Origin of the sequence: Chelatococcus daeguensis, assembly GCF_001887265.1 — a bacterium.
Lineage (GTDB): Bacteria > Pseudomonadota > Alphaproteobacteria > Rhizobiales > Beijerinckiaceae > Chelatococcus_A > Chelatococcus_A sambhunathii.
On sequence record NZ_CP018095.1, the window covers coordinates 3,360,794 to 3,381,683 of the forward strand.

At 70.1% G+C, this 20,890-nt stretch carries 17 protein-coding genes; 9 read left to right on the forward strand and 8 right to left on the reverse strand.

Features of this window, described 5'->3' with window-relative positions; genetic code table 11:
* Positions 1–7 precede the first annotated feature (7 nt).
* A complete protein-coding gene (locus BOQ54_RS15950; RefSeq protein WP_071924274.1) occupies positions 8–1,798 on the reverse strand; it encodes an acyl-CoA dehydrogenase C-terminal domain-containing protein in 1,791 nt (596 codons plus the stop codon).
* 279 nt (positions 1,799–2,077) lie between these two features.
* On the opposite strand from BOQ54_RS15950, the gene BOQ54_RS15955 reads away from it, so the two are divergent.
* The 3 genes from BOQ54_RS15955 to BOQ54_RS15965 all read left to right on the forward strand — a co-directional run bounded on the left by BOQ54_RS15955 (position 2,078) and on the right by BOQ54_RS15965 (position 7,087).
* Positions 2,078–5,176 (forward strand): SEL1-like repeat protein, encoded by a 3,099-nt coding sequence (locus BOQ54_RS15955; RefSeq protein WP_145979785.1) that lies wholly within the window; start codon positions 2,078–2,080, stop codon positions 5,174–5,176.
* 190 nt (positions 5,177–5,366) lie between these two features.
* Complete coding sequence (locus BOQ54_RS15960) at positions 5,367–6,293, forward strand: sulfite exporter TauE/SafE family protein (protein ID WP_055460211.1); 927 nt, start codon at positions 5,367–5,369, stop codon at positions 6,291–6,293.
* Entirely contained in the window at positions 6,290–7,087 is a 798-nt protein-coding gene (locus BOQ54_RS15965) for a TIGR02186 family protein (protein ID WP_071924276.1), read from the forward strand. The genes BOQ54_RS15960 and BOQ54_RS15965 overlap by 4 nt, the downstream gene beginning before the upstream one ends.
* A 6-nt stretch (positions 7,088–7,093) precedes the next feature.
* On the opposite strand, the gene pdeM is transcribed toward BOQ54_RS15965, so the two are convergent.
* Genes pdeM through BOQ54_RS15980 form a run of 3 tightly spaced genes read right to left on the reverse strand, consistent with a single transcriptional unit; the run spans position 7,094 to position 11,295 of the window.
* Positions 7,094–7,792: a ligase-associated DNA damage response endonuclease PdeM gene (gene pdeM, locus BOQ54_RS15970; RefSeq protein ID WP_055460209.1), complete on the reverse strand. Its 699-nt coding sequence runs from the start codon at positions 7,790–7,792 to the stop codon at positions 7,094–7,096.
* A 5-nt stretch (positions 7,793–7,797) separates the two neighbouring features.
* The gene (locus BOQ54_RS15975) at positions 7,798–10,299 is read right to left on the reverse strand and encodes a ligase-associated DNA damage response DEXH box helicase (RefSeq protein WP_071924277.1); all 2,502 of its coding nucleotides are present in this window, start codon (positions 10,297–10,299) and stop codon (positions 7,798–7,800) included.
* A gap of 48 nt (positions 10,300–10,347) precedes the next feature.
* Complete coding sequence (locus BOQ54_RS15980) at positions 10,348–11,295, reverse strand: methyltransferase (protein WP_063185391.1); 948 nt, start codon at positions 11,293–11,295, stop codon at positions 10,348–10,350.
* A 128-nt stretch (positions 11,296–11,423) separates the two neighbouring features.
* On the opposite strand from BOQ54_RS15980, the gene BOQ54_RS15985 reads away from it, so the two are divergent.
* Genes BOQ54_RS15985 through BOQ54_RS15995 form a run of 3 tightly spaced genes read left to right on the forward strand, consistent with a single transcriptional unit; the run spans position 11,424 to position 14,628 of the window.
* Positions 11,424–12,458 carry a ligase-associated DNA damage response exonuclease gene (locus tag BOQ54_RS15985; RefSeq protein WP_071924278.1) on the forward strand — a complete coding sequence of 345 codons (1,035 nt, stop codon included), beginning with the start codon at positions 11,424–11,426 and terminating at the stop codon, positions 12,456–12,458.
* A complete protein-coding gene (locus tag BOQ54_RS15990; RefSeq protein WP_071924279.1) occupies positions 12,455–14,143 on the forward strand; it encodes a cisplatin damage response ATP-dependent DNA ligase in 1,689 nt (562 codons plus the stop codon). Before BOQ54_RS15985 ends, BOQ54_RS15990 begins: the two co-directional genes overlap by 4 nt.
* On the forward strand, positions 14,140–14,628 hold the full coding sequence (locus BOQ54_RS15995) for a secondary thiamine-phosphate synthase enzyme YjbQ (protein ID WP_071924280.1): 489 nt from the start codon (positions 14,140–14,142) through the stop codon (positions 14,626–14,628). The genes BOQ54_RS15990 and BOQ54_RS15995 overlap by 4 nt, the downstream gene beginning before the upstream one ends.
* On the opposite strand, the gene BOQ54_RS16000 is transcribed toward BOQ54_RS15995, so the two are convergent.
* Complete coding sequence (locus tag BOQ54_RS16000; RefSeq protein ID WP_145979786.1) at positions 14,607–16,115, reverse strand: hypothetical protein; 1,509 nt, start codon at positions 16,113–16,115, stop codon at positions 14,607–14,609. The two genes, BOQ54_RS15995 and BOQ54_RS16000, sit on opposite strands and share 22 nt — an antisense overlap.
* A 196-nt stretch (positions 16,116–16,311) precedes the next feature.
* Between BOQ54_RS16000 and BOQ54_RS16005 the strand changes: the two genes are divergently transcribed.
* Positions 16,312–16,995 carry a response regulator gene (locus tag BOQ54_RS16005; protein ID WP_019402562.1) on the forward strand — a complete coding sequence of 228 codons (684 nt, stop codon included), beginning with the start codon at positions 16,312–16,314 and terminating at the stop codon, positions 16,993–16,995.
* A 1-nt stretch (position 16,996) separates the two neighbouring features.
* Here the strand turns inward: BOQ54_RS16005 and BOQ54_RS16010 are convergent, their stop codons facing one another.
* On the reverse strand, positions 16,997–17,938 hold the full coding sequence (locus BOQ54_RS16010) for an alpha/beta hydrolase (protein WP_063185462.1): 942 nt from the start codon (positions 17,936–17,938) through the stop codon (positions 16,997–16,999).
* A 146-nt stretch (positions 17,939–18,084) separates the two neighbouring features.
* Here BOQ54_RS16010 and BOQ54_RS16015 point away from each other — a divergent pair, with 146 nt between their 5' ends.
* Positions 18,085–18,351 (forward strand): DUF6460 domain-containing protein, encoded by a 267-nt coding sequence (locus tag BOQ54_RS16015; RefSeq protein ID WP_019402564.1) that lies wholly within the window; start codon positions 18,085–18,087, stop codon positions 18,349–18,351.
* Positions 18,352–18,595: 244 nt separating this feature from the next.
* Here the strand turns inward: BOQ54_RS16015 and BOQ54_RS16020 are convergent, their stop codons facing one another.
* Entirely contained in the window at positions 18,596–19,681 is a 1,086-nt protein-coding gene (locus BOQ54_RS16020) for a quinone-dependent dihydroorotate dehydrogenase (RefSeq protein ID WP_055460202.1), read from the reverse strand.
* On the reverse strand, positions 19,682–20,023 hold the full coding sequence (locus BOQ54_RS16025) for a DUF952 domain-containing protein (protein ID WP_055460201.1): 342 nt from the start codon (positions 20,021–20,023) through the stop codon (positions 19,682–19,684).
* Between the two features lie 200 nt (positions 20,024–20,223).
* Between BOQ54_RS16025 and BOQ54_RS16030 the strand changes: the two genes are divergently transcribed.
* Positions 20,224–20,853 (forward strand): S24 family peptidase, encoded by a 630-nt coding sequence (locus tag BOQ54_RS16030; RefSeq protein ID WP_055460267.1) that lies wholly within the window; start codon positions 20,224–20,226, stop codon positions 20,851–20,853.
* Positions 20,854–20,890 lie beyond the last annotated feature (37 nt).

Genomic DNA, 20,890 nt, shown 5'->3' on the forward strand with positions numbered 1-20,890 from the left:
GCCGAACTCAGAACATCTCCGCCGGCATCGCCATCATCGTGTCGGCGCCGGAGGAGATCCGGGCAAGATGCACGGCGCTCTCCGGCATCGTCCGCTCCATGAAGAAGCGGCCGGCGAGCAGCTTCGCCTCCATGTCCGCCGCATCGCCGCCGTTCGCCTTCTTCGCGAGCGCAGTCCTGGCGATCTGCGCCCACATGTAGCCGAGGGCCACGAGCCCGAAGAGATGCATGTAGTCGTAGGACCCGGCGCCCGCATTGTCCGGCTTGGCCATGGCGTTGTTCATGAACCACATGGTCGCCTGCTGCAGGTGGCCGAGCGCGGCCTCGAGCGGCTTCACGTAGGGCGCCATGGCCTCGTCGCCGGCGTGCTGCTTCACGAAGCCGCCAACCTCATTGAAGAAGGCCATGACGGCCCGCCCGCCGTCGCGCGGCAGCTTGCGGCCGACGAGGTCGAGCGCCTGGATGCCGTTGGCACCCTCGTAGATCATGGCGATACGGGCATCGCGCACGAACTGCTCCATGCCCCATTCGGCGATGTAGCCGTGGCCGCCGAACATCTGCTGCGCCTTCACCGCATTGTCGAAACCGACATCGGTGAGGACGCCCTTGAGGACCGGCGTGAGCAGGCCGAGCTGGTCGTCCGCCGCCTGCTTCTCCGCCGCATCGCCAGAGCGATGCGCGACGTCGCTCTTCAGGGCCGTCCATAGCACGAGCGCCCGCGCCGCCTCGTTGAAGGCACGGATGGAGAGAAGGTTCCGCCGCACGTCCGGGTGGACGAGGATGGGGTCGGCCGGCTTGTCCGGATCCTTGGCGCCGGTGAGCGAGCGGCCCTGCAGGCGCTCGCGCGCATAGGCGACGGCGTTCTGGTAGGCGACCTCCGACTGGGCGAGGCCCTGGATGGCGACGCCGAGCCGCGCCTCGTTCATCATCACGAACATGGCGTTGAGGCCCTTGTTCTCGGTCCCGACGAGCCAGCCCCTGGCCCCATCGTAGTTCATGACGCAGGTGGCGTTGCCGTGAATGCCCATCTTGTGCTCGATGGAGCCGCAGGACACGCCATTCGCCGCGCCGAGCGAGCCGTCGCCGTTGACGAGCCGCTTCGGCACCACGAAGAGCGAGATGCCCTTGGTGCCCTCCGGCGCCCCCTCGATGCGGGCGAGCACCAGGTGGACGATATTTTCGGTGAGATCATGCTCGCCGGCCGAGATGAAGATCTTGGTGCCGGTGATGGCATAGGAGCCGTCGCCGTTCGGCACGGCCTTTGTCTTGATGAGCCCTAGGTCGGTGCCGCAATGCGGCTCGGTGAGGTTCATGGTGCCGGACCAGGCGCCGGCGATCATCTTGGGCAGATAGGTCTTCTTCTGTTCCTCTGTGCCGTGGGTCATCAGCGCCGCGATGGCGCCCATGGTCAGGCCCGGATACATGGCGAGCGCCATGTTGGCCGAGGAGGCGAATTCGTTCATCACCGCCGCGAGCGTATAGGGCAGGCCCTGGCCGCCGTAGTCCGGATCGGCCGCGAGCCCGATCCAGCCGCCCTCGACGAAGGCGTCATAGGCCGCCTTGAAGCCCTTCGGCGTCGTCACGCGCCCGTCGTCGTGGCGGGTGCAGCCTTCGAGATCCCCGGTACGGTTGAGCGGCTGTAGCACCTCCTCGCAGAGCTTCGCGCCTTCCTGGAGAATGGCCGCGATCAGGTCCGGGCTCGCCTCGGCGAAACCCGGCAGATTGTTGTAGCGCTCGATCCCGAAGACGTCCTCGAGCAGGAAACGGACATTCTCGACTGGTGCCTTGTAGCTCGGCATTCCGTGGCTCCTCCCGCATTGCGCCCGCCCGGCAACCGCCAGCAGAGCGGGGGCGGGGCACATCATGGTTCATATATAAACCATATCGGCGCCTGTCGAAAGGGCGTGCGTCGGGCCGCCTTCATTGCGCTGCCTTCCCGGCGCCCCACGCGCCCCGCGGACAGGCCGTACGCGCAATCCTGTCTGTTATGGTTAACGGCTTCTTTACCATAATCAGGAGAACTTGACCCACCGGCAGCATCGCGCAGGACGTGCCTGCGGCAGCGCAGTGGGATCACGATGGCACAGACCGCCCCCTGGAGTGTGAAGGGCATCGACCCGCAGGCGCGGGATGCGGCCAAGGAGGCGGCGCGCAAGGCGGGAATGACGCTCGGCGCATGGCTCAGCACCGTCATCGCCGACCAGGCGGCCGACGGCGACACCCGCGTGGCCGCATCGGGACACGATTCGCTCGCCGAGGTCAGCGAGCGGCTCGCCCGGTTTGCCCGCGAACGCATGCAAACCGCCGCCGCCCCGCGTCGTCCCGAGGCTGGCGCCGGCCTCGACATGCCGAGCCTCGACGAGATCGTGGCGCGCGTCAGTGAGCGCACCCTCGCCGAGACGCGGGGCGCCGCAGCACGCACGGCCAGCGCACTCGACTCGATTGCCCGCTGGATGGAGCGCACTGAATCGCATGTCGCGCAAAGCACCCGCTCGATGGCCGAGCGGCAGGACGAGACGACCGGCGCCATTGGTAAGGCCCTTCTGGCCATCGGCCGGCGGCTCGACGACATCGAGCGGCATCTCACTGCCGACAGGACACCTGCTGCCGTCTCGCGCTGGTACGAAGACGCCGCCGCGCTCCGCGACGCGCTCGACGACGTCGGGGACCGGCTTGAGGCCGTCGCCGCCGGGGCGGGAAACGACGCTGGCGAAGAAGAGACCGTCGGCCCGCTGATAACCGAGGAGCAAACGGCCCGTCGGCGGCTCGAGGCGGCCGTCGCCGAGATCCGTCGTCGGCAGCGCGAACTCGACGACAGCCCAACCCTTGGCGAGCGCTTTGCCGCCATGAACCGGCGGCTCGACGAGCGGCCGCGCCGCAACCAGACGCCGATTGCACGGGAGGTCGGAACGCCTGGCCACGCCGCCCCCCGCCTCGAACAGGAGGCCGTTGTCGCCCGCCTGGAGGCGCTGTCGCGCAAGATCGACGAGGCCCTGCGACCAGTGGCGGCGATGCCGATCGGCGACGTCCTCGCCCGGCTCGACCGTCTGAACGAGCACCTGGAGCGCCCGAGCCCGGCTCCCGATCTCGCGCGCATCGAGGGCATGATCCACGCCTTGACGGCACGCATCGAGGAGGTGCGCGCAACCGAGACCGATAGCGCTGGCCTCGACGCACTCGAACGGCAGATCGGTCAGCTGGCCGAGCGGATCGATGCGGTGGGCGCGGCCCCGGCACTCGCCGAGCGGGAGCGCATCGCGCACGGCATGTCCTCGCTCGAAAGGACGATGGCCGACCTCCTCGCCGACCTGCGCCATCAGCTGCGTGAGGAGATGCGCGAGTTGCAGGACGGCACGGCCGAAGCCATCGAGCAGGTAGCTCGCCGCGCCGCCGAAGCGGCCCGCAGCGCCCTTCCCGATGCCTACGAGACCATGCCCGCCGAGATCGGCCAGCTCAAACGCGACTTGGCCGCACTGAGGACGACCCAGGCGAGCACCGACCTGAGGACACAAGATACGCTGGAAGCCGTGCACCAGACGCTGGAGCGGATCGTCGACCGCCTCGCCCTGCTGGAGGAAGACATGGCCGAGGGGCGGCCGGCGCCGGGCACCCTGCCGCGCCTGCCCGACGACGATCCGGCCGATTCGGCCGAGTTCGAAGACCTGCGCACCAGCCTCGACGCTTTGCTGAGGGCAAACCAGCCTTCCCACGGCCGGGAAGACGAGACCGATCGGCCGGCACCGCCGCCTACTCTCGATGCCGCCACGCCATCCGCCGCGTTTCTCGCGGCGCAGCCGACCCTGACGGCCGTGCCTTCGGAGAAGGAGACAGCGGCTGCTGCTCCGGCTTTCGACGAGGCGCCCACCGCGGCGGTCAAAGCAAGCTTCATCGCGGCCGCCCGGCGGGCCGCGCAGGCTGCGGCGGCGGAGACCGCCGCCGCGCTGCCCGATCCGGCCTTGCACGCCAACAAGGTCGAGGTCCTGTCCCGGTCCGAGGACGACTCCGCGCCCGCGCTCAGGGCCGAGCCGCGGCCGACGGCGGCTACGCGCCGTCAGACCGTCGCCTCCCCGGTCGCGCGGCTCAGGAACGGCGTCGCCGCCCGGCGCAAGCCCCTGCTGATCGGTCTCGCCGCCATCGTCATCGCCGTCGGCGCGGCGCAGGTGCTGGGTGGCCTCGCCGGCAAGCCCCACCCCGCTGGCGATGCGGAACCCGCCGCGGCCCATGACGCCACGGCGCCCGCTGCCCGCGAGGAGGCCGAGGCGCGATCATCACCACCGGTACAGGCGGATGCTCCCTCCCCCGACGTCTTGAACCCCTTCGCCGCGAACCCGTTCGTCACCGACAGCGGCCCCGCGACGACGGGTTCCCTACCGGTAGTTCCGGCCGTCCCTGACAGCGCCTCGCCGGCCCCCGCCCCGGACCGGAATTCGCGCCTCGAGGAGAGCCCACGGGCCCCCCTTTCCATCCCGCCGAGCAAGGTCGCCGACCTGCCGGCGGAGGGCCTGCCCGCCCCGTTGCGCAAGGCGGCGGCCGCGGGCGACGCCGCCGCCGTCTACGAGGTCGCCAGCCGCCTCGCGGAGGGTCGCGGAGTGCCGCGCGACATGGCCCAAGCCGCCCGGCTGTTCGAGGCGACGGCGACTGCCGGTCTCGTGCCGGCGCAATATCGTATCGCCAGCCACTACGAAAAGGGTATCGGCGTCCCGCGCGACGTCGGCACGGCGCGCATGTGGTACGAGAAGGCGGCTGCGGCCGGCAATGCACGGGCGATGCACAATCTCGGCGTGCTCTATGCCGAGGGCATCACCGGCAAACCGGATTACGAGACGGCCGTGCAATGGTTCCGCAAGGCAGCGGAGTTCGGCGTGCGCGACAGCCAGTTCAATCTCGCCGTTCTCCTGGCGCGCGGTCTCGGCACCGAGCGCGACCTCGTCGCCTCCTATACGTGGCTGTCGGTCCTCGCCCGCGACGGCGACAAGGATGCGGCCGCCAAGCGGGACGAACTCGCCCGCAGCTTGACGGCGAGCGAACTGGCCATCGGCAAGGAGGCTTTCGCGCGCTGGCAGGTCAAGGTGCCCGACCGCATCGCCAATGAAGTGCCCGCGGGCGGCTGGGAGCTGAGCACCGCTGCCCCCTCGCCGGGGGCGCCGAAACCGCCCGGGACGGTGTCACAACTCTGACGGCCCGTACGCGCTCACGGCAGCCTCCGGGCTGTGGCGACGGGACGGCACACGGGCTTGTGCATAACCGTGGCTGTCATGCCTTGGTTTTGACCCCACGTTAAGGGACGCTCCCTAGACTGACGAAGCAGCCGCGTGCCGACGGCCCGCGGCCGCTGTCGCATTCGACCGAGCGTCCGAGTACCGTGCCGTGCACATCTACCTGCCCATCGCCGAAATGTCCGTCAACATGTTCACCCTCCTCGCCATGGGCGCGGCGGTGGGCTTCATCTCGGGCATGTTCGGCGTCGGCGGCGGTTTCCTGATGACGCCGCTTCTGATCTTCCTCGGCATCCCGCCGGCGATCGCGGTCGCCACCCAGGCCTCGCAGATCACGGCTTCCTCGGTCACCGGTGCGCTCGGCTACTGGCGGCGCAAGGCGCTCGACTTCAAGCTCGGCGGCGTGCTGGTCGCGGGTGGCTTCGTCGGCACGCTGCTCGGGGTGTGGTTCTTCAACGTGATGAGCCGCCTCGGCCAGCTCGAATTCGTCATTGTCGTCAGCTACGTGACGCTCTTCGGCATCATCGGCTCGCTGATGCTGGCCGAAAGCCTCAAGACCATGTGGGCGACGCGCCGCGGCGTCGTCCCCCTCTCGCGTCGCTCGGGCGAGCATCCGTGGTATCTCGGCCTACCGTGGAAGATGCGTTTCCACCGCTCCAAGCTTTATGGCAGCGTCATCCCCATCGTCACGCTCGCCATACTCATCGGCTTCGCCGGAGCGGTGCTCGGCATTGGCGGCGGCTTCATTCTCGTTCCTGCGCTCATTTATCTCTTCCGCATCCCCGCCGCCGTGGTGGTCGGCACATCCCTCTTCCAGATCCTCTTCACGATGATGGCGGCGACGCTGCTGCACGCCTTCACCAACCAGTCGGTGGACGTGGTGCTGGCGATGCTGCTCATCATCGGCGGTGTCATGGGAGCGCAATTCGGCGCCCGCGCCGGCCAGAATCTCAAGGGCGAGTCCTTCCGCCTGCTCCTTGCCATTCTCGTCCTCGGGGTCGGTATCCGCTTTGCCATCGATCTCGTGGTGAGACCGCAGGAGCCCTTCTCGCTCGTCACCGTGGGGGCACGGCCATGACGGCGACGAGGTGGGCAAGAACGGCGATGCCCCGGCTGCTGTTCGCCGCGGCCGCTCTCGCAGCGGTCTGCGCATCGCTCGCGCCGGCGGCTGCCGAGACACTGATCCTGTCCCTGTCGACACACAGGGTCGCGATCACGTCCACCTACACGGGTTCGTCCATCGTTGTCTTCGGCGCCATTGAACGTGATGAGCGCACGGTGGCACGGGCCGCACCGTATGACGTCGTCATCACCGTGCGCGGCCCCCGGCGCACGACCATCGTGCGCGAGAAGGAGCGGGTCGGGCCGCTCTGGCTCAACACATCGCAGCGCCGCTTCGTCGACCTTCCGACTTATCTCGCCGTTCTCTCGTCGCGGCCGATCGACGAGATCGCGGGCGGGGCTTTTCTCACGCGCTACCGGCTCGGCCTCGATATGCAGATCGCGACGCCAGGCATGGAACATCTGGCGAGCGAGGAGCCGTTCCGGGAGGCCCTGCTGCGGCTCAAGAACGACCAGGGGCTGTTCACCGAGGAGCCGCGCGGCGTCACCTTCCTGACGCCGTCAATCTTCCGCGCGCCCATCACTCTGCCCGCTGTCGCCCCCACCGGCAATTACGACGTCGAGGTGGCTCTCTTCGTCGACGGGGCGCAACTCGCCCGGCAGACCACCAATTTCGAGGTGGTGAAAACCGGCTTCGAACAGGCGACGGTCACCCTCGCCCACGATCACGCCATGTTCTACGGCCTCGGCGTCGTCGCCATGGCGGTGCTCTTCGGCTGGCTCGCGACGATCATCTTCCGGCGGGACTGACGAAGCTCAATCCGGCAGCAGCAGCGGCCAGCCGATGGCGTAGAGCCGTTGGCCGAGCACGTGGGCCGTGACGCCTTGGGGAAAGAGCGGCCGGAAGGCGGCATCGCGCAGGTTGAGCCCGCCCGTCAGAGCACCGAAAGCCGGCATGACGATGCGCCGCGCCCCCACAGCGAAGCAGCGGCGACGCAGGGAGCGGCCGGTGAGCCGCACCTTGGCCGCCGGATGCATGTGCCCGACGATCTCCGCCGTGCCGTCTTCGGCAGGCTCGTGCCGCAGCACCACGTCGGCGAGGCGCAGCTCCGCAGCGCTCTCGCCGCCAGCCGTGCGCGGCATCCGCGGATCGTGATTGCCTGTCACCCACAGCCAGTCGCGGCCGCGCTGCAGGGCGGCGAGCGCTTTGCGGTCGCGTGGATCGAGACGCGCGTGCGCATCCGCATCGTGGAAGCTGTCGCCGAGCGCGACGACGGCCCGAGGCGCATAGCGGGCGACGAGGCGCGCCACCGCGGCGAGCGTGGCGCGCGTGTCGTACGGCGGCAGGAAGATGCCATGGCTGGCGAAGGATGACGCCTTCTCGAGATGGAGGTCGGCGACGACGAGCAGCCCCTGGTCCGCGACGAAGAGCGCACCGGCGGGATCGGCGACAAGATCGAGCCGCCCCAGGCGCAGAACCTGCGCCGCGCCCGCTGTGCCGGTCTCGCCATCCATCGCGTTCACTGCATCGCCTCGTCCATCATCGCCGCCTCGGCCTCCGCCAGCATGTGCTCGGCGGCCTCGCCATAGACCATCTCGCGGCCGATCTCGAGCATCACCGCCACCGATAGCGGCGAGAGATGATCGAGCGGCGCATGCACGATTCGCCCCGCGACGCGCACCAGCATATCGCCGAGCCGGCGCACGTCGAGCAGCCCCGTTGCGGCATCGGCGCGCGCCGCGCGCAGGAGGACGTGGTCCGGCTCGTGCCGGCGCAGCACGTCATAGACGAGGTCGGTCGACATGGTGACTTGGCGGCCGGTCTTCTCCTGCCCAGGAAAGCGCCGTTCGATCATGCCGGCGATGATCGCGCAATGGCGGAAGGTGCGCTTCATCAGCGCCGATTCCGCCAGCCAGTCCTCGAGGTCGTCGCCCAGCATGTCCGGCGCGAAGAGATCGGCCAGCGACAGGCGCTGCTGTGTGACCGCGAGGCCGATGTCGGCAATGCCCCAGGTAGCGAGGCCGTAGTCGTTGGCGACGAAGCCGAGCGGCTTGAGGCGCGCCCGCTCCAGGCGCCGCGTCAGCAACATGCCGAGCGTCTGATGCGCGAGCCGCCCCTCGAAGGGATAGGCGACGAGATAGTGGCGCCCGGCGCGCGGGAAGGTCTCGACGAGCAGTTGCCCCGGCCGCGGCAGACGCGACTTCATCTTCTGTGCCCTCAGCCAGTTTGCCACTGGCCTCGGCAGGCGGTGCCAGTCGTCCGGGCTTGCGATCATCGTGCGCACGCGGCTCGCCAGGAAGCTCGACAGCGGGAACTTGCCGCCGGCATAGGACGGCACCTTCGGGTCCGTGCCCGCCGCCGTGCGCGAGGCGGTGACCTCGTTTTCATAGATGCCCTCGAAGCGCAGCACCTCGCCGGCGAAGACGAAGGTGTCGCCCGGCGTCAGCCCCTCCGCGAAATATTCCTCCACCTCGCCGAGCACCCGCCCGCCGCGCACGACGGTCATGCCGCCCGCCCGGCGCGGGCGGGCGAGGCGCACGCGCAGCATCGGCTCTTCGACGATGGTCCCGACGTTGAGCCGATACTGCTGGGCAACGCGCGGGGTGGTGACGCGCCACAGCCCGTCCTTACCCTTGACGATCCGCGCGAAGCGCTCGTAGCTCCTCAGCGCATAGCCGCCGGTGGCGACGAAGGCGAGGACATCGTCGAAATCCCGGCGCGGCAGGTCGGCATAGGGCGCAGCGCCGCGCACCTCCTCGTATAACGCATCGGCATCGAAGGGCCCGGCGCAGGCCCGGCCCAGCACGTGCTGGGCGAGTACGTCGAGGGCGCCGGTGCGCGCGTCCGGCGTATCCTGCGCCGCCTCCGCAACGGCGTCGAGCGCGGCCCGGCATTCCAGCACCTCAAAGCGATTGGCTGGCACCAGGAACGCCTTCGACGGCTCGTCGAGGCGATGGTTGGCGCGGCCGATCCGCTGCATCAGCCGGCTCGCGCCCTTCGGCGCGCCGACATTAATGACGAGATCGACGTCGCCCCAGTCGATGCCGAGGTCGAGCGTCGAGGTGCAGACCACTGCCTTGAGCCGCCCTTCGGCCATCGCCGCTTCGACGCGCCGGCGCTGGCCGGCGTCGAGCGAGCCGTGATGCAGCGCGATGGCGAGGCCATCGTCGTTCATCCGCCACAGCTCCTGGAAGACGAACTCGGCCTGCATGCGCGTGTTGACGAAGACGAGCGACAGGCGATGCTCCCGGATCGCCCGGTAGATCTCCTCCATGGCATGCAGCGCCGTGTGGCCCGCAAGCGGCGGCGCGAGCCGGCTCTCGAGGATGCCGATATGCGGCCGCGCGCCCTCCTTCACCGTGATGATGTCGGGTGAAGCCACCCCCTCGCGCTGCGGCACGAGATAGCGGGCGAGCACTTCCGGCTCGCGCACCGTCGCCGAGAGGCCGACCGTCGTCACCTGCGGCGCGAGCGCGAGCAGCCGCACGAGGCCAAGCGACAGGAGGTCGCCCCGCTTCGACGTCACGAGCGCGTGCAGTTCGTCGAGCACGATGCGCCGCAGGCCCGCGAAGAACGCCTCGGCCTCGCGATGCGCGATGAGCAGCGCGAGTTGCTCGGGCGTGGTGAGGAGGATATGCGGCGGGCGCTCGATCTGCCGCGCGCGCTTGTGGGCCGGCGTATCGCCGGTGCGCGTCTCGACCTTGACCGGCAGCCCCATCTCCGTGACCGGCGCCTCGAGGTTGCGCGCGATGTCGACGGCGAGCGCCTTGAGCGGCGAGATGTAGAGCGTGTGGAGGCCGGCCCGGTCCGGCGCCTCCGCGAGCTCGACCAGACTCGGCAGGAAGCCGGCGAGCGTCTTGCCGGCCCCCGTCGGGGCAACGAGCAGGGCCGAGCGCCCGGCCCGCGCGCTCGCGAGGAGATCGAGCTGGTGCGCACGCACGTGCCATCCGCGCCTGGCGAACCAGGCGGAGAAGGCAGGCGGCAGAGCAGCCGCGGCGGGCGACGGAAGATGCGGCGTCACCCCCAAGAGGTAGCGCCTCGTGCGCGATCCGTCATCCCGCGCCCACTGTCAAAGGGGCCGGACCGGCTTCTGCGCCGCGACGACGAAACCAGGCACCGGCCGGCCGCCGTCATGGCGCAGGACAGCGGGATCGCACGCCACGCCATCGAGCCCGACCGCGGCGAGCAGCGTCTCGACATGGCCGGTGCTGTGGGCGAAGCGCATGTCCTCGCCGAGCACGAAGCCAAGCGGCGCGTCGCCGACGTCCTGCACGGTGAACAGGAAGAGACCGCCGTCGCCGAGCGCCCGGGCAGTCGCTTCGAAAACGGGTGCGAGGTCGCCGACATAGATGAACACGTCGGCCGCGAGCACGAGGTCGGCGCTGCCCGGTGCCTCGCCGTCGAGGAACGCGGTCAGTTCGGCGACCGCGAGCCGGTCGTAGCAGCCGCGCCGGCGCGCCCGCTCCACCATGCGCGGGGCGATATCGCAGCCGGCAAGCGTGACGGCATAAGGACGCACGGCCTCGCCCATCAGCCCCGTGCCGCAGCCGAGGTCGAGCGCCAGGCGGAAATGAGGCGGCCGGCCGGTCGCCCCGCAGATGCCACACAGCGTCTCGAGGATGAGATCGGGGCCGCGATAGGCCAGCTTCTCGACGAGATGACGGTCGAAATGCCCCGCATACTCGTCAAAGAGCGCCCGCACATAGCCGGCCGACATGGCGCCGGTCGGGGGCAGCGCACCGAGGCGGGCGAGGCGCAGCCCAGCACCGAGCTCGTCTTCAGGCGACAACCTGAGCGCCGTCGTGAAGGCATCGCGCGCCTCGTCCTTCCGGCCGAGCGCCGCCAGCGTTTCGCCGAGGCTGATCCAGGCCGGCGCCCAGTGCGGCGCAAGGCGCACAATCTCGCCGATGAGTTCGGCGGCCGCCTCCCAGTCCTTTTCCCGCATCAGGCTCTCGGCAAAGGTGTAGCGTCGATCGACGAGGAGGTCGCCGGAGGTCATCAGCTTCGTGGGCCGCATGGGGGTGGGGGTCATGAGGTTGGAGGCGGCGGAAAGAACGTCAGGCGGTCGCCTTCGTCAAGCCGAAAGTGACGGCACCCGGGACTCGCGGGCTTAACCGGTCCGGAGGAAGCACCTATCTTGCGTCCATGCAGGCGCGCGACATTCTTTCGCTCACTCCGGCCGGGCTCTATTGCCCCCTCGCGGACGTCCATATCGACCCGCTGCGGCCGGTGCCGCGCGCGCTGATCACCCACGGTCATTCCGACCACGCCCGCGCCGGCCACGGCGCCGTGCTCGCGACGGCGCAGACGCTCGCCATCATGGCGGCGCGCTATGGCGAGGGCTTCTGCGGCACCGCCCAGGCGGTGCGCTACGGCGAGGCGGTGACGCTCGGGCCCGTGCGCGTCACCTTCCTGCCGGCGGGTCACGTGCTCGGCTCGGCGCAGATCCTCATCGAGGCGAGCGGCCTGCGCATTGTCATCTCCGGCGACTACAAGCGCGTGGGCGACCCCACCTGCGCACCCTTCGAGCCCGTGCGCTGCGACGTCTTCATCACGGAGGCGACCTTCGGCCTGCCGGTCTTCCGTCATCCCGATGCCGTCGGCGAGATCGACAAGCTGCTGCACTCCCTGACGCTCTTTCCCGAGCGGGCGCACCTCCTCGGCGCCTATCCTCTCGGCAAGGCGCAGCGGCTCATCGCCCTCCTGCGCCAGCGCGGCTACGACCGGCCCGTCTACCTGCACGGCGCCATGGAGCGGCTGATGCAGCTCTACGGCGAGCTCGGCATCGCCCTCGGCGACCTGCGCAAGGTCGAGCCCGGCAGCCGCGAGAGCCTCGGCGGCGCGGTCGTGCTGTGCCCGCCGGGCGCCCTACAGGACCTGTGGGCGCGGCGCTTCCCCGATCCGGTCGCCGCCTTCGCCTCGGGCTGGATGCGGGTGCGCGCTCGCGCCCGCCAGCGCGGCGTCGAGCTGCCGCTCGTCGTCTCCGACCATGCCGGCTGGGACGAATTGTGCGCCACGATCCGCGAGACCGGCGCCGGCGAGGTCTGGGTGACGCACGGCGAGGAGGAGGCGCTGGTGCACTGGTGCACGCGCGAGGGGCTCGCGGCACGTCCCCTCAACATGCTCGGCTACGGCGACGACGAGGCGGAGGCGGAAGCCGTCGCGGAGCCCTCGGCATGAACGACTTCGCAGAGTTGCTCGACCGCCTCGCCTTCGAGCCGCGCCGCAACGCCAAGCTGCGGCTGATGGAGGACTTCTTCCGCACGACGCCGGATCCCGAGCGCGGCTATGCCCTCGCCGCCCTCACGGGCGGGCTCTCCTTCCGCAACGCCAAGCCCGGTCTCGTGCGCGCGCTCATTGCCGAGCGCACCGATCCGGTGCTCTTCGCCCTCTCCTACGACTATGTCGGCGACCTGTCCGAAACCGTCGCTCTCATGTGGCCGCCGCCATCGCAGGCGGGCACTGGCCACAACGCCCCGCCGCCGCGCCTCGCCGACGTGGTCGAGGGCCTCTCGATGGCGGCGAAGACCGAACTGCCCGGCCTTCTCGCGCGCTGGCTCGATGCGCTCGACGAGACCGGGCGCTGGGCGCTGCTCAAGCTCATCACCGGGGCGCTGCGCATCGGCGTCTCCGCTCGCCTCGCCAAGACGGCCGTCGCCGGGCTCGGCAGGGTCGATCCCAATGCGGTCGAGGAATTGTGGCACGGCCTGACGCCGCCCTACGAGCCGCTCTTCGCCTGGCTCGAAGGTCGTGCGGATCGGCCGGAGGGGCTTGTGGTCGCCCCCTTCCGCCCGCCGATGCTGTCGCACCCGCTCGACGAGGAGGAGCTTTCGCGCCTCGACCCGGCCGAATTCTGCGCCGAATGGAAATGGGACGGCATCCGCATCGAGGCCGTGCGCGAGCTGACGCCGGAGGGCCGGCGCATCGTCCGGCTTTATTCCCGCACCGGCGAGGATATCACCGGCTCCTTTCCCGACCTGTGCGAGGCCCTCATCGCGGAGGACGCCTTCGTCGGAGCGCTCGACGGTGAGCTTCTCGTCCTGCGCGGGGGGCGCGTCGAGAGCTTCAATGTCCTGCAGCAGCGCCTCAACCGCAAGGCGATCACACCGCGCCTGATGCAGGAATTCCCCGCCCATATCCGCGCCTATGACCTGCTCGGCGAGGGCGAGGAGGATCTGCGCCCCCTGCCCTTCGCGGAGCGGCGCCGGCGGCTCGAGGCGCTCGTCGCGCGGCTCGCGGGCGGGCGCGTCGACCTCTCCCCCCTAGTACCCTTCGTTAGCTGGGAGGAACTGGTCGCGGCGCGTGCCCGGCCAAGCGAAGCCGGCGCCGGCATCGATGCCGAGGCCGTCGAGGGCGTCATGCTCAAGCGCCGCGACAGCCCCTATGTCCCCGGCCGGCCCAAGGGCCTGTGGTACAAGTGGAAGCACGACCCGCACCTCGTCGACGCGGTGCTGATGTATGCCCAGCGTGGCCACGGCAAGCGCTCGTCCTATTATTCCGACTACACCTTCGGCCTGTGGCGCAGCGGGCCCGAGGGCGAGGAGCTCGTGCCCGTCGGCAAGGCCTATTTCGGCTTCACCGACGAGGAGCTGAAGGAACTCGACCGCTTCGTGCGGCGGGAGACGGTCAACCGCTTCGGCCCGGTGCGCGAGGTCGTCCACACGGGCGAGCGCGGCCTCGTGCTCGAGGTCGCCTTCGAGGGCGTCCAGCAGTCGACGCGCCACAAGTCCGGCGTCGCCATGCGCTTTCCGCGCATCAGCCGCATCCGCTGGGACAAGCCGCCGCGCGAGGCCGACCGGCTCGACTATCTCGCCGGCCTCCTGCCGCGCGGGGAAACGATGAAGACGAGGGCGGGGAAGACATGACGCAACACGATGCCATCGAGACGACGCCCCTCGGCGCCGGGCCCGTGACGCGCCAGGCGAGCGCGCGCCTCGTGGTGCGCACGCGCGGGCCCGGCTTCACCGATATCACCCATGCCATCCGGCGGTGGCTCGCGACGAGCGGCATCGCCGACGGGCTCCTCACGGTCTTCTGCCGGCACACCTCGGCCTCGCTGACCATCCAGGAGAATGCCGATCCGGATGTGCGCGCGGATCTCGCGACGGCCCTCGACCATCTCGCCCCGCGCAACCGAGCCTATGTGCACGCCATCGAGGGGCCGGACGACATGCCGGCCCATATCCGCACCATGCTGACCGACGCCTCGCTCGCCGTGCCCGTCGTCTCGGGGCGGCTGGCGCTCGGCACCTGGCAGGGCATCTATCTCATCGAGCACCGCGAACGTCCGCACGCGCGGGAGGTGCTCGTCACGGCGATCGGCGCCGCTCAGGACGATGCGAGCGCCTGACCGGCGGTGCCGCCCCGCCAGCGCGACAGCGCGAGGCCCAGCGCCATCACGGCGACGGTCCAGGCCGCCGCCCACAGCGGCGCCGCCGAGCCGAGCCACGCGGCAGGCCAGGCGAGCGCTGGCGTGCCGGCGATGAGGGCCGGCGCCAGCGCGGGCAGCTCGGTCGAGGCGACGATCGCCGCACCGCCGAGAATGGCGATCGCGACCGCCCAGCCCCGCCCGCCGGGAAGCAGCGCGAAGAGAAGCGCCGGCAGGAGCGTGCCGGCGGAAACGCCGAGGATGAGGTTCACCGCGACCGCTGGCGCAATGCTGCCCGCAAGCGGACCGGCTGCCGCGGCGCCTCCCAAGGCCGCGAGCACGGCGAGCCGCGCGATGACGGTCTTGCGGGCGGTGGAGGCCCGCGGCGCGCTGACCCGATAGACGTCGCGCGACAGGATGAGGCCGAGAAGGAAACCGAGGGCGGCGACGCCCGCCAGCATCGTCGACAGATGCGCGACGGCCGACATCTGCCTGAGCAGCCAGGAGCCTTCGAGCAGCGCCCCCGGAAGATAGACCGCGGCGGCGTCGGCGACGAGGACGACCGCCGCAAGCACCACCGCCGCCCGCAGCGAGACGCGGCCGGCAAGGCCCCTGCCCGGCAGGGCCCCGGAAAGGCAGGTCACGATGGGCAAAGCCGCGACGCCCAGCATCGCGACGAGGAAGGGCGCCAGCACGATCTCCTCCCCCGGCCCGGCCGCGAGCCAGGTCAGAAGCGGCGCGCCCGCCCGGGTAAAGGGCATCACGGTGTCCATCCCCGAGCGCAGGCTTGCGGCGAAGGTGTGCCACCACGCCGCGGCAAGGGCCGCGGCCAGCAGTCCGGCAAAGCCTGCCACCAGCCCACCCTGGACGGCCAGCGTCGCGGCGACGGCCCTCAGCCCGCCCACCATGGCGACCACCGCGGCGAGGACGAAGAGAAGGCGCAAGGCGGCGGGATAGCCGACGGCGAGCGATTGCGCGAGGACGACGGCCGCATCCTGCAGCATCAGGGTGAGCGCGATGAAGGTGACGGGCATGAGGACGACGACAACGGCGCAGCGCGCCGGCGCGCCGAAGCGCCCGGCGAGGGTGCCGGCGGGCGTCGGGGCGGCGACATCGTGGAGGAAGGGAGCGAGGACCGCATGCAGCACGAGCCCGGCGACGGCGCCCCAGCGCAGGGCGGGTGCATTGCCGGCGAGCACGAGGAGTGCCAGCACGACGACCGGCAGGGCGAGGGTCGCCACCGCCGCCGGCAGGCTGCGGTCGGCGGCATCGAAGGTGGCGAGGCTCATCGTCCGCGCCCCCAGACCGACGAGGAGGAACAGCATCAGCGGCAGGCTGAGCAGCACGGGGGTCAGGAGCGATTCGGGCACGCCGACCCGCTCGAGCAGCCACATCAGCCCGATCACGGACGCCATCGCCGCCGCGAGCAGAAGGCGCTGCGCCTGACCCACCGGCCTGCCGCCAGCCATCATGCCCCGAGCCTCCCGCTCCCGCTATTGTCCGCAGTATCTTGGTGTGACATGACGCACCGCTCATGGCAAACTCGTGCTCGGCTCAGTCCCGCAAGGTTCGGCGATTGTGCGGATTTTGCCTGACGGGTGCGGGACCGACGAACGCGGGGCTTGCCGTCTCGTCGCCCCGGGGCGAAAAATAGCACGGCAGAGCATGGGGTGGGCCGTGAGCGATTCCGCAGCACGCATCATCATAGCGGACGACCATCCGCTGTTCCGTGGCGCCTTGCGCCAGGCGCTGGCGGGGGTGGTCGCCGACGCGAGCATCGTCGAGGCCGGCTCCTTCGCCGACATGTGCGCCGCGCTCAATGCGGACGCCTCCGCCGATCTCGTGCTGCTCGACCTCGCCATGCCCGGCGTGCAGGGGTTCTCCGGGCTGATGTACCTGCGCGCCCAGCATCCGGACATCCCGGTCGTCATCGTCTCGGCCAACGACGAACCCTCGGTCATCCGCCGCTGCATCGATTTCGGCGCCGCCGGCTTCATCCCCAAGGCGCTCGACGCCGAAGACATGCGCACGGCCATCCGCACCGTGCTCGCCGGCGGCAACTGGACGCCGGCCGACATCGACCTCGCCGCCCCCGTCGACCGCGAGACGGGCGAGCTCGTCAAGCGCCTCGCCAGCCTCACGCCGCAGCAGGTGCGCGTGCTGATGATGCTGTCGGAGGGCCTGCTCAACAAGCAGATCGCCTATGAGCTCTCCGTGTCCGAGGCGACCGTCAAGGCCCATGTCTCGGCCATCCTGCAGAAGCTCGGCGTCGAGAGCCGCACGCAGGCGGTGATCGCCGCGGCCAAGATCGCCGCCGCCGGGCAGGTGCCCGCGCCGAGCGCGGCCTGATCTAGAGCGACGCCACAAAACCTTCCATCCGCGCCAGCGCCTCGCGCGTCAGGCCGATGTCGAAGCGCGTGAAGACATGGCAGCCGCCCGGCCAGACGGCGAGTTCGCTGCGGTTGCCGGCCGCCGCCCAGCGCCCTGCCATGAAGAGCGAATCGTCGATGAGCGGATCGCGCGTGCCGATGGTGAAGAGCGCCGGCGGCAGGCCGGAAAGATCGGCATGGATCGGCGAGACGTCGGGAGCGCGCACATCCCCCTCCCGGCGCAGGAAGCCTTGCACGAAGAGGAAGATGTCGCGCGTGTTGAGGATGAGCTTCTCCTCCCCCCAGCGCCGGACGCTCGGCGTCAGCGCGAGGTCGTAGACGCCCGCGATGAGATTGGCGCCGGCAAAGGGCGTGAGGCCGTGCCGCTCCCTCAGGCGCAGCATCGTCACCACCGACAGGTGCGCCCCGGCGGAATCGCCGCCGATGATGAAGCGCTCGGTGCCGAAGCGCTCGCGCCCCTCGCGCACCAGCCACAGCGCCGCCGCCTCGCAATCGTCCGGCCCGGCCGGGTAGGGATGCTCGGGCGCGAGGCGATAGTCGACAGATACGGCGGCGAAGCCGAGCCGCTCGGCGAAAAATTCGAGGAAGGGGTCCTGCTCGTCGGCCGCGCCCAGCATCCACCCGCCGCCGTGGATGTGGAGGAAGACGCCCCGCGGCGTCTCGGGCGCGATGACGCGCAGGTGAAGCGGCCCGCTTGGCCCGTCGATGGTGACGACCTTCGCCCGCGGGCTCTTCGGCAGCGGCGGAAAGGGCCCGAGCCCCTTGGCGCGGTTCTCGCGCACCACGGCCGCGGGTGCGCTCCACTGGTCGGGCGCGCCGGTGAGTCGGGCGAGGATGTCCGCGTTGAGGGCGGCGGTTTCGGCATCGACGGCATCGGGATGGAAGAGGCGGGGATCGAGCATCGGGACCTTGCGCGCGAGGAAGGGATCGTCCATGTCACGTTGCATGCGACATGCGCGGCGGCCGGCAGGCGCCGATGCGAGGAAACCATGCGAGGCCAGCCCGGTCCAGAGCGAAGGGCCGGCCGCAGCACACAGGGGATTGGACGATGGCGAACGGCTCGCTTCAGCGTTTTCTCGGCGGCTCGCCCCTGTCGGTCCTGATCAAGCTCATTTTCCTGTCGGTTCTCGTCGGCGCCATCATGGCCTTCCTCGGCATCACGCCGCTCGGCCTCATCGACGGCATCGTCGACTTCATCCGCCGCGTCGTTGGCCGCGGCTTCGCCGCTCTCCATGAGGTTGGCCAATGGCTGCTGTACGGCGCCATCATCGTCGTGCCGGTCTGGCTGATCGTGCGACTGTTCGGCCGCCGCTAGGGGTGCGCCGGCCGTGAGCGGAGTCCGCGCCGTTCCCGCCATCGCCGCGCGCCGGTTCGAGGCCACCCATCGACACTTGGTGTTGCTGGCGCCGCCAACACGCAGGCACATGTGACGACGCAACCGCTCGGTCTCGCAACGGCGCTCGTCGGCGCCAGCAGCGTCGTGGCCGCAGCATCGGCCAGGGGCTCCCTCCCCTCACCTTGCCCGCGCGGCCCTCTCCTCCGGTGGCTGGCTGAACCGCTCAGGCCTTCAGGGCGAGGTCGGCCGCGTTTCGGCCGACAACAGCCGACAGGCTGTCTAGTTTCTCGCGCGCCAGCCGCGCGCGCAGCCCTGCCTTGATGTCGCGCACGAGGCCGGGCCCCTTGTAGACGAGGGCCGTGTAGAGTTGCAGCAGCGTGGCACCGGCAGTGATCTTCGTCCAGGCCGTCTCCGCCGAATCGATGCCCCCGACGCCAATGAGCGGGAAAGCTCCTTCAACGCGCTGGTAGGTGGCCGCGAGCATCGCCGTGGCGAGCGGAAAGAGCGGCTTGCCGGACAGGCCCCCAGCCTCCTGGCCGACCATCGTCTCCACGAGGCCGGGCGGGCGCGTCACCGTGGTGTTGGATACGATCAACCCGTCGATGCTGCGGCGGCGCGCCACCGAGACGACGGCATCGAGCTCCGGCAGCGTCAGGTCCGGCGCAATCTTGATGAGGACGGGCCGTCGCCCCTGCTCGCCGGCCACGGCATCCCGCATGTCGAGCACACGGGCGATGAGGTCATCGAGAGCTGCGGCATGTTGCAGGTCGCGCAGGCCGGGCGTGTTCGGCGAGGAGATGTTGACGGTGAAATAGGCGGCATGCGGCGCGAAGGCACGGATGCCGGCAACATAGTCGCTGATCCGGTCCTCGGTATCCTTGTTCGCCCCGATGTTGACGCCGACGACGCCGGGCCGTCCGCCACGGCGGCGAAGCCGCGCAACCCCGGCCGCGTGGCCCTCGTTGTTGAAACCGAGCCGGTTGATGACCGCCTCGTCCCGCACCAGGCGGAACAACCGCGGCCGACTGTTGCCCGGCTGCGGACGCGGCGTCATCGTGCCCACCTCGACGAAGCCGAAGCCGAGGCCGAGCGCCCCCTCGATCGCCTCGGCGTTCTTGTCGAAGCCCGCCGCCAGGCCAACGGGATTGGGAAATTCGAGCCCAAAGGCCCTCACGCTCAGCGCCGGCGCGTCGGGCTCGGGCGTCGCGGCCGAAGCCATCGAGAGCGCCCGGATCGCCAGGCGATGGCCGAGTTCCGGATCGAGGGCGAGCAGCGCCGGCCGCGCCAAGGATGCGAGGAGCGAGAACATTTACGGGTCGTCCGGAAACTGATGGAGCCCATCCGCGCCGAGCGGCAGCGGCCTGACCGAGCGGACCGCCGAAAGGGCAAGCGGCCCGTAGAGATGCGGAAAGAGGTCCCCGCCGCGCGATGGCTCCCAGCGCAGCGCCTCACCAAGGGCCGCTGCCTCGATGGCTACCAGCACGAGGTCATTCTGGCCGGCGAAGTGCTTCGCCGCCGTCTCGCGCATCTGCGCGGCCGTCGAGAAGTGAATGAAGCCGTCCGCGACATCGACGGGAGCGCCGGAAAACACACCGGCAGCCTCCGCTTCGGCCCACATCTGCCGCGGACAGATCTTGTATACCAACGCCACCGCCATGCTCCCGCGAGTGCCCACCCGCTGTAGGGGCTCGCGCTGCGAAGATCAATGCGCAGGCCCCTCCATTCAGGGGCTCTTGCGTCAAGAATTCGCACGAGACAAACGGGGCAATAAGTCCTATAGTTAGATTGTCATCCTAACGTGGCGGTGCCCCCGCTGCGCGATGCGCCATTCCCAAGGAGCGGGAGGTGGGCATGCTGTCGCACGAAGCGATCTGGAACGCGATCGACGCCCTGGCGTCCCGGCACGGCCTCAGCGCCTCGGGCCTTGCGCGCAAGGCCGGACTCGACCCGACGGCCTTCAACCGCTCCAAGCGTACCGGAGCGGACGGACGGCCGCGCTGGCCCTCGACGGAATCGATCGCCAAGGTGTTGGATGCGACTGGCGCGACGATCGACGACTTCCTGTCGGTCGTCCGCCATCAGGAACAGGTGCCTCACCGTACAATTCCGCTCATCGGCTTCGCCCAGGCCGGACGCGGCGGCTTCTTCGACGACGGTGGCTTCCCCGTCGGCTCCGGCTGGGACGAGGTGTCCTTTCCCGACGGCATCGACGAGAAGGTCTATGCGCTGGAAATCTCCGGCGATTCGATGCTGCCGCTCTACCGTGACGGTGACGTCATCATCGTATCGCCGACATCGAGCGTCCGACGCGGTGACCGGGTCGTCGTCAAGACGACCGATGGCGAGTTCATGGCCAAGGAGCTGAAGCGCCGCACCGCCCGCACGGTGGAGCTGCGCTCGCTCAACCCCGAGCACGAGGACCGCGCTCTTCCCCTTGGTGACATCGCCTGGATGGCTCGCATCATCTGGTCGAGCCAGTAGCCGGGGTCGGAAGCTTGCCGCAAAGGAGAAAGCCGCC

Coding starts and splice junctions, on each gene's coding strand:
- BOQ54_RS15950 (WP_071924274.1), bottom strand. CDS start 1,798: ATGCCGAGCTACAAGGCACCAGTCGAGAATGTCCGTTTCCTGCTCGAG.
- BOQ54_RS15955 (WP_145979785.1), top strand. CDS start 2,078: ATGGCACAGACCGCCCCCTGGAGTGTGAAGGGCATCGACCCGCAGGCG.
- BOQ54_RS15965 (WP_071924276.1), top strand. CDS start 6,290: ATGACGGCGACGAGGTGGGCAAGAACGGCGATGCCCCGGCTGCTGTTC.
- pdeM (WP_055460209.1), bottom strand. CDS start 7,792: ATGGATGGCGAGACCGGCACAGCGGGCGCGGCGCAGGTTCTGCGCCTG.
- BOQ54_RS15980 (WP_063185391.1), bottom strand. CDS start 11,295: ATGCGGCCCACGAAGCTGATGACCTCCGGCGACCTCCTCGTCGATCGA.
- BOQ54_RS15985 (WP_071924278.1), top strand. CDS start 11,424: ATGCAGGCGCGCGACATTCTTTCGCTCACTCCGGCCGGGCTCTATTGC.
- BOQ54_RS15990 (WP_071924279.1), top strand. CDS start 12,455: ATGAACGACTTCGCAGAGTTGCTCGACCGCCTCGCCTTCGAGCCGCGC.
- BOQ54_RS15995 (WP_071924280.1), top strand. CDS start 14,140: ATGACGCAACACGATGCCATCGAGACGACGCCCCTCGGCGCCGGGCCC.
- BOQ54_RS16000 (WP_145979786.1), bottom strand. CDS start 16,115: ATGGCTGGCGGCAGGCCGGTGGGTCAGGCGCAGCGCCTTCTGCTCGCG.
- BOQ54_RS16005 (WP_019402562.1), top strand. CDS start 16,312: ATGGGGTGGGCCGTGAGCGATTCCGCAGCACGCATCATCATAGCGGAC.
- BOQ54_RS16010 (WP_063185462.1), bottom strand. CDS start 17,938: ATGCTCGATCCCCGCCTCTTCCATCCCGATGCCGTCGATGCCGAAACC.
- BOQ54_RS16015 (WP_019402564.1), top strand. CDS start 18,085: ATGGCGAACGGCTCGCTTCAGCGTTTTCTCGGCGGCTCGCCCCTGTCG.
- BOQ54_RS16020 (WP_055460202.1), bottom strand. CDS start 19,681: ATGTTCTCGCTCCTCGCATCCTTGGCGCGGCCGGCGCTGCTCGCCCTC.
- BOQ54_RS16030 (WP_055460267.1), top strand. CDS start 20,224: ATGCTGTCGCACGAAGCGATCTGGAACGCGATCGACGCCCTGGCGTCC.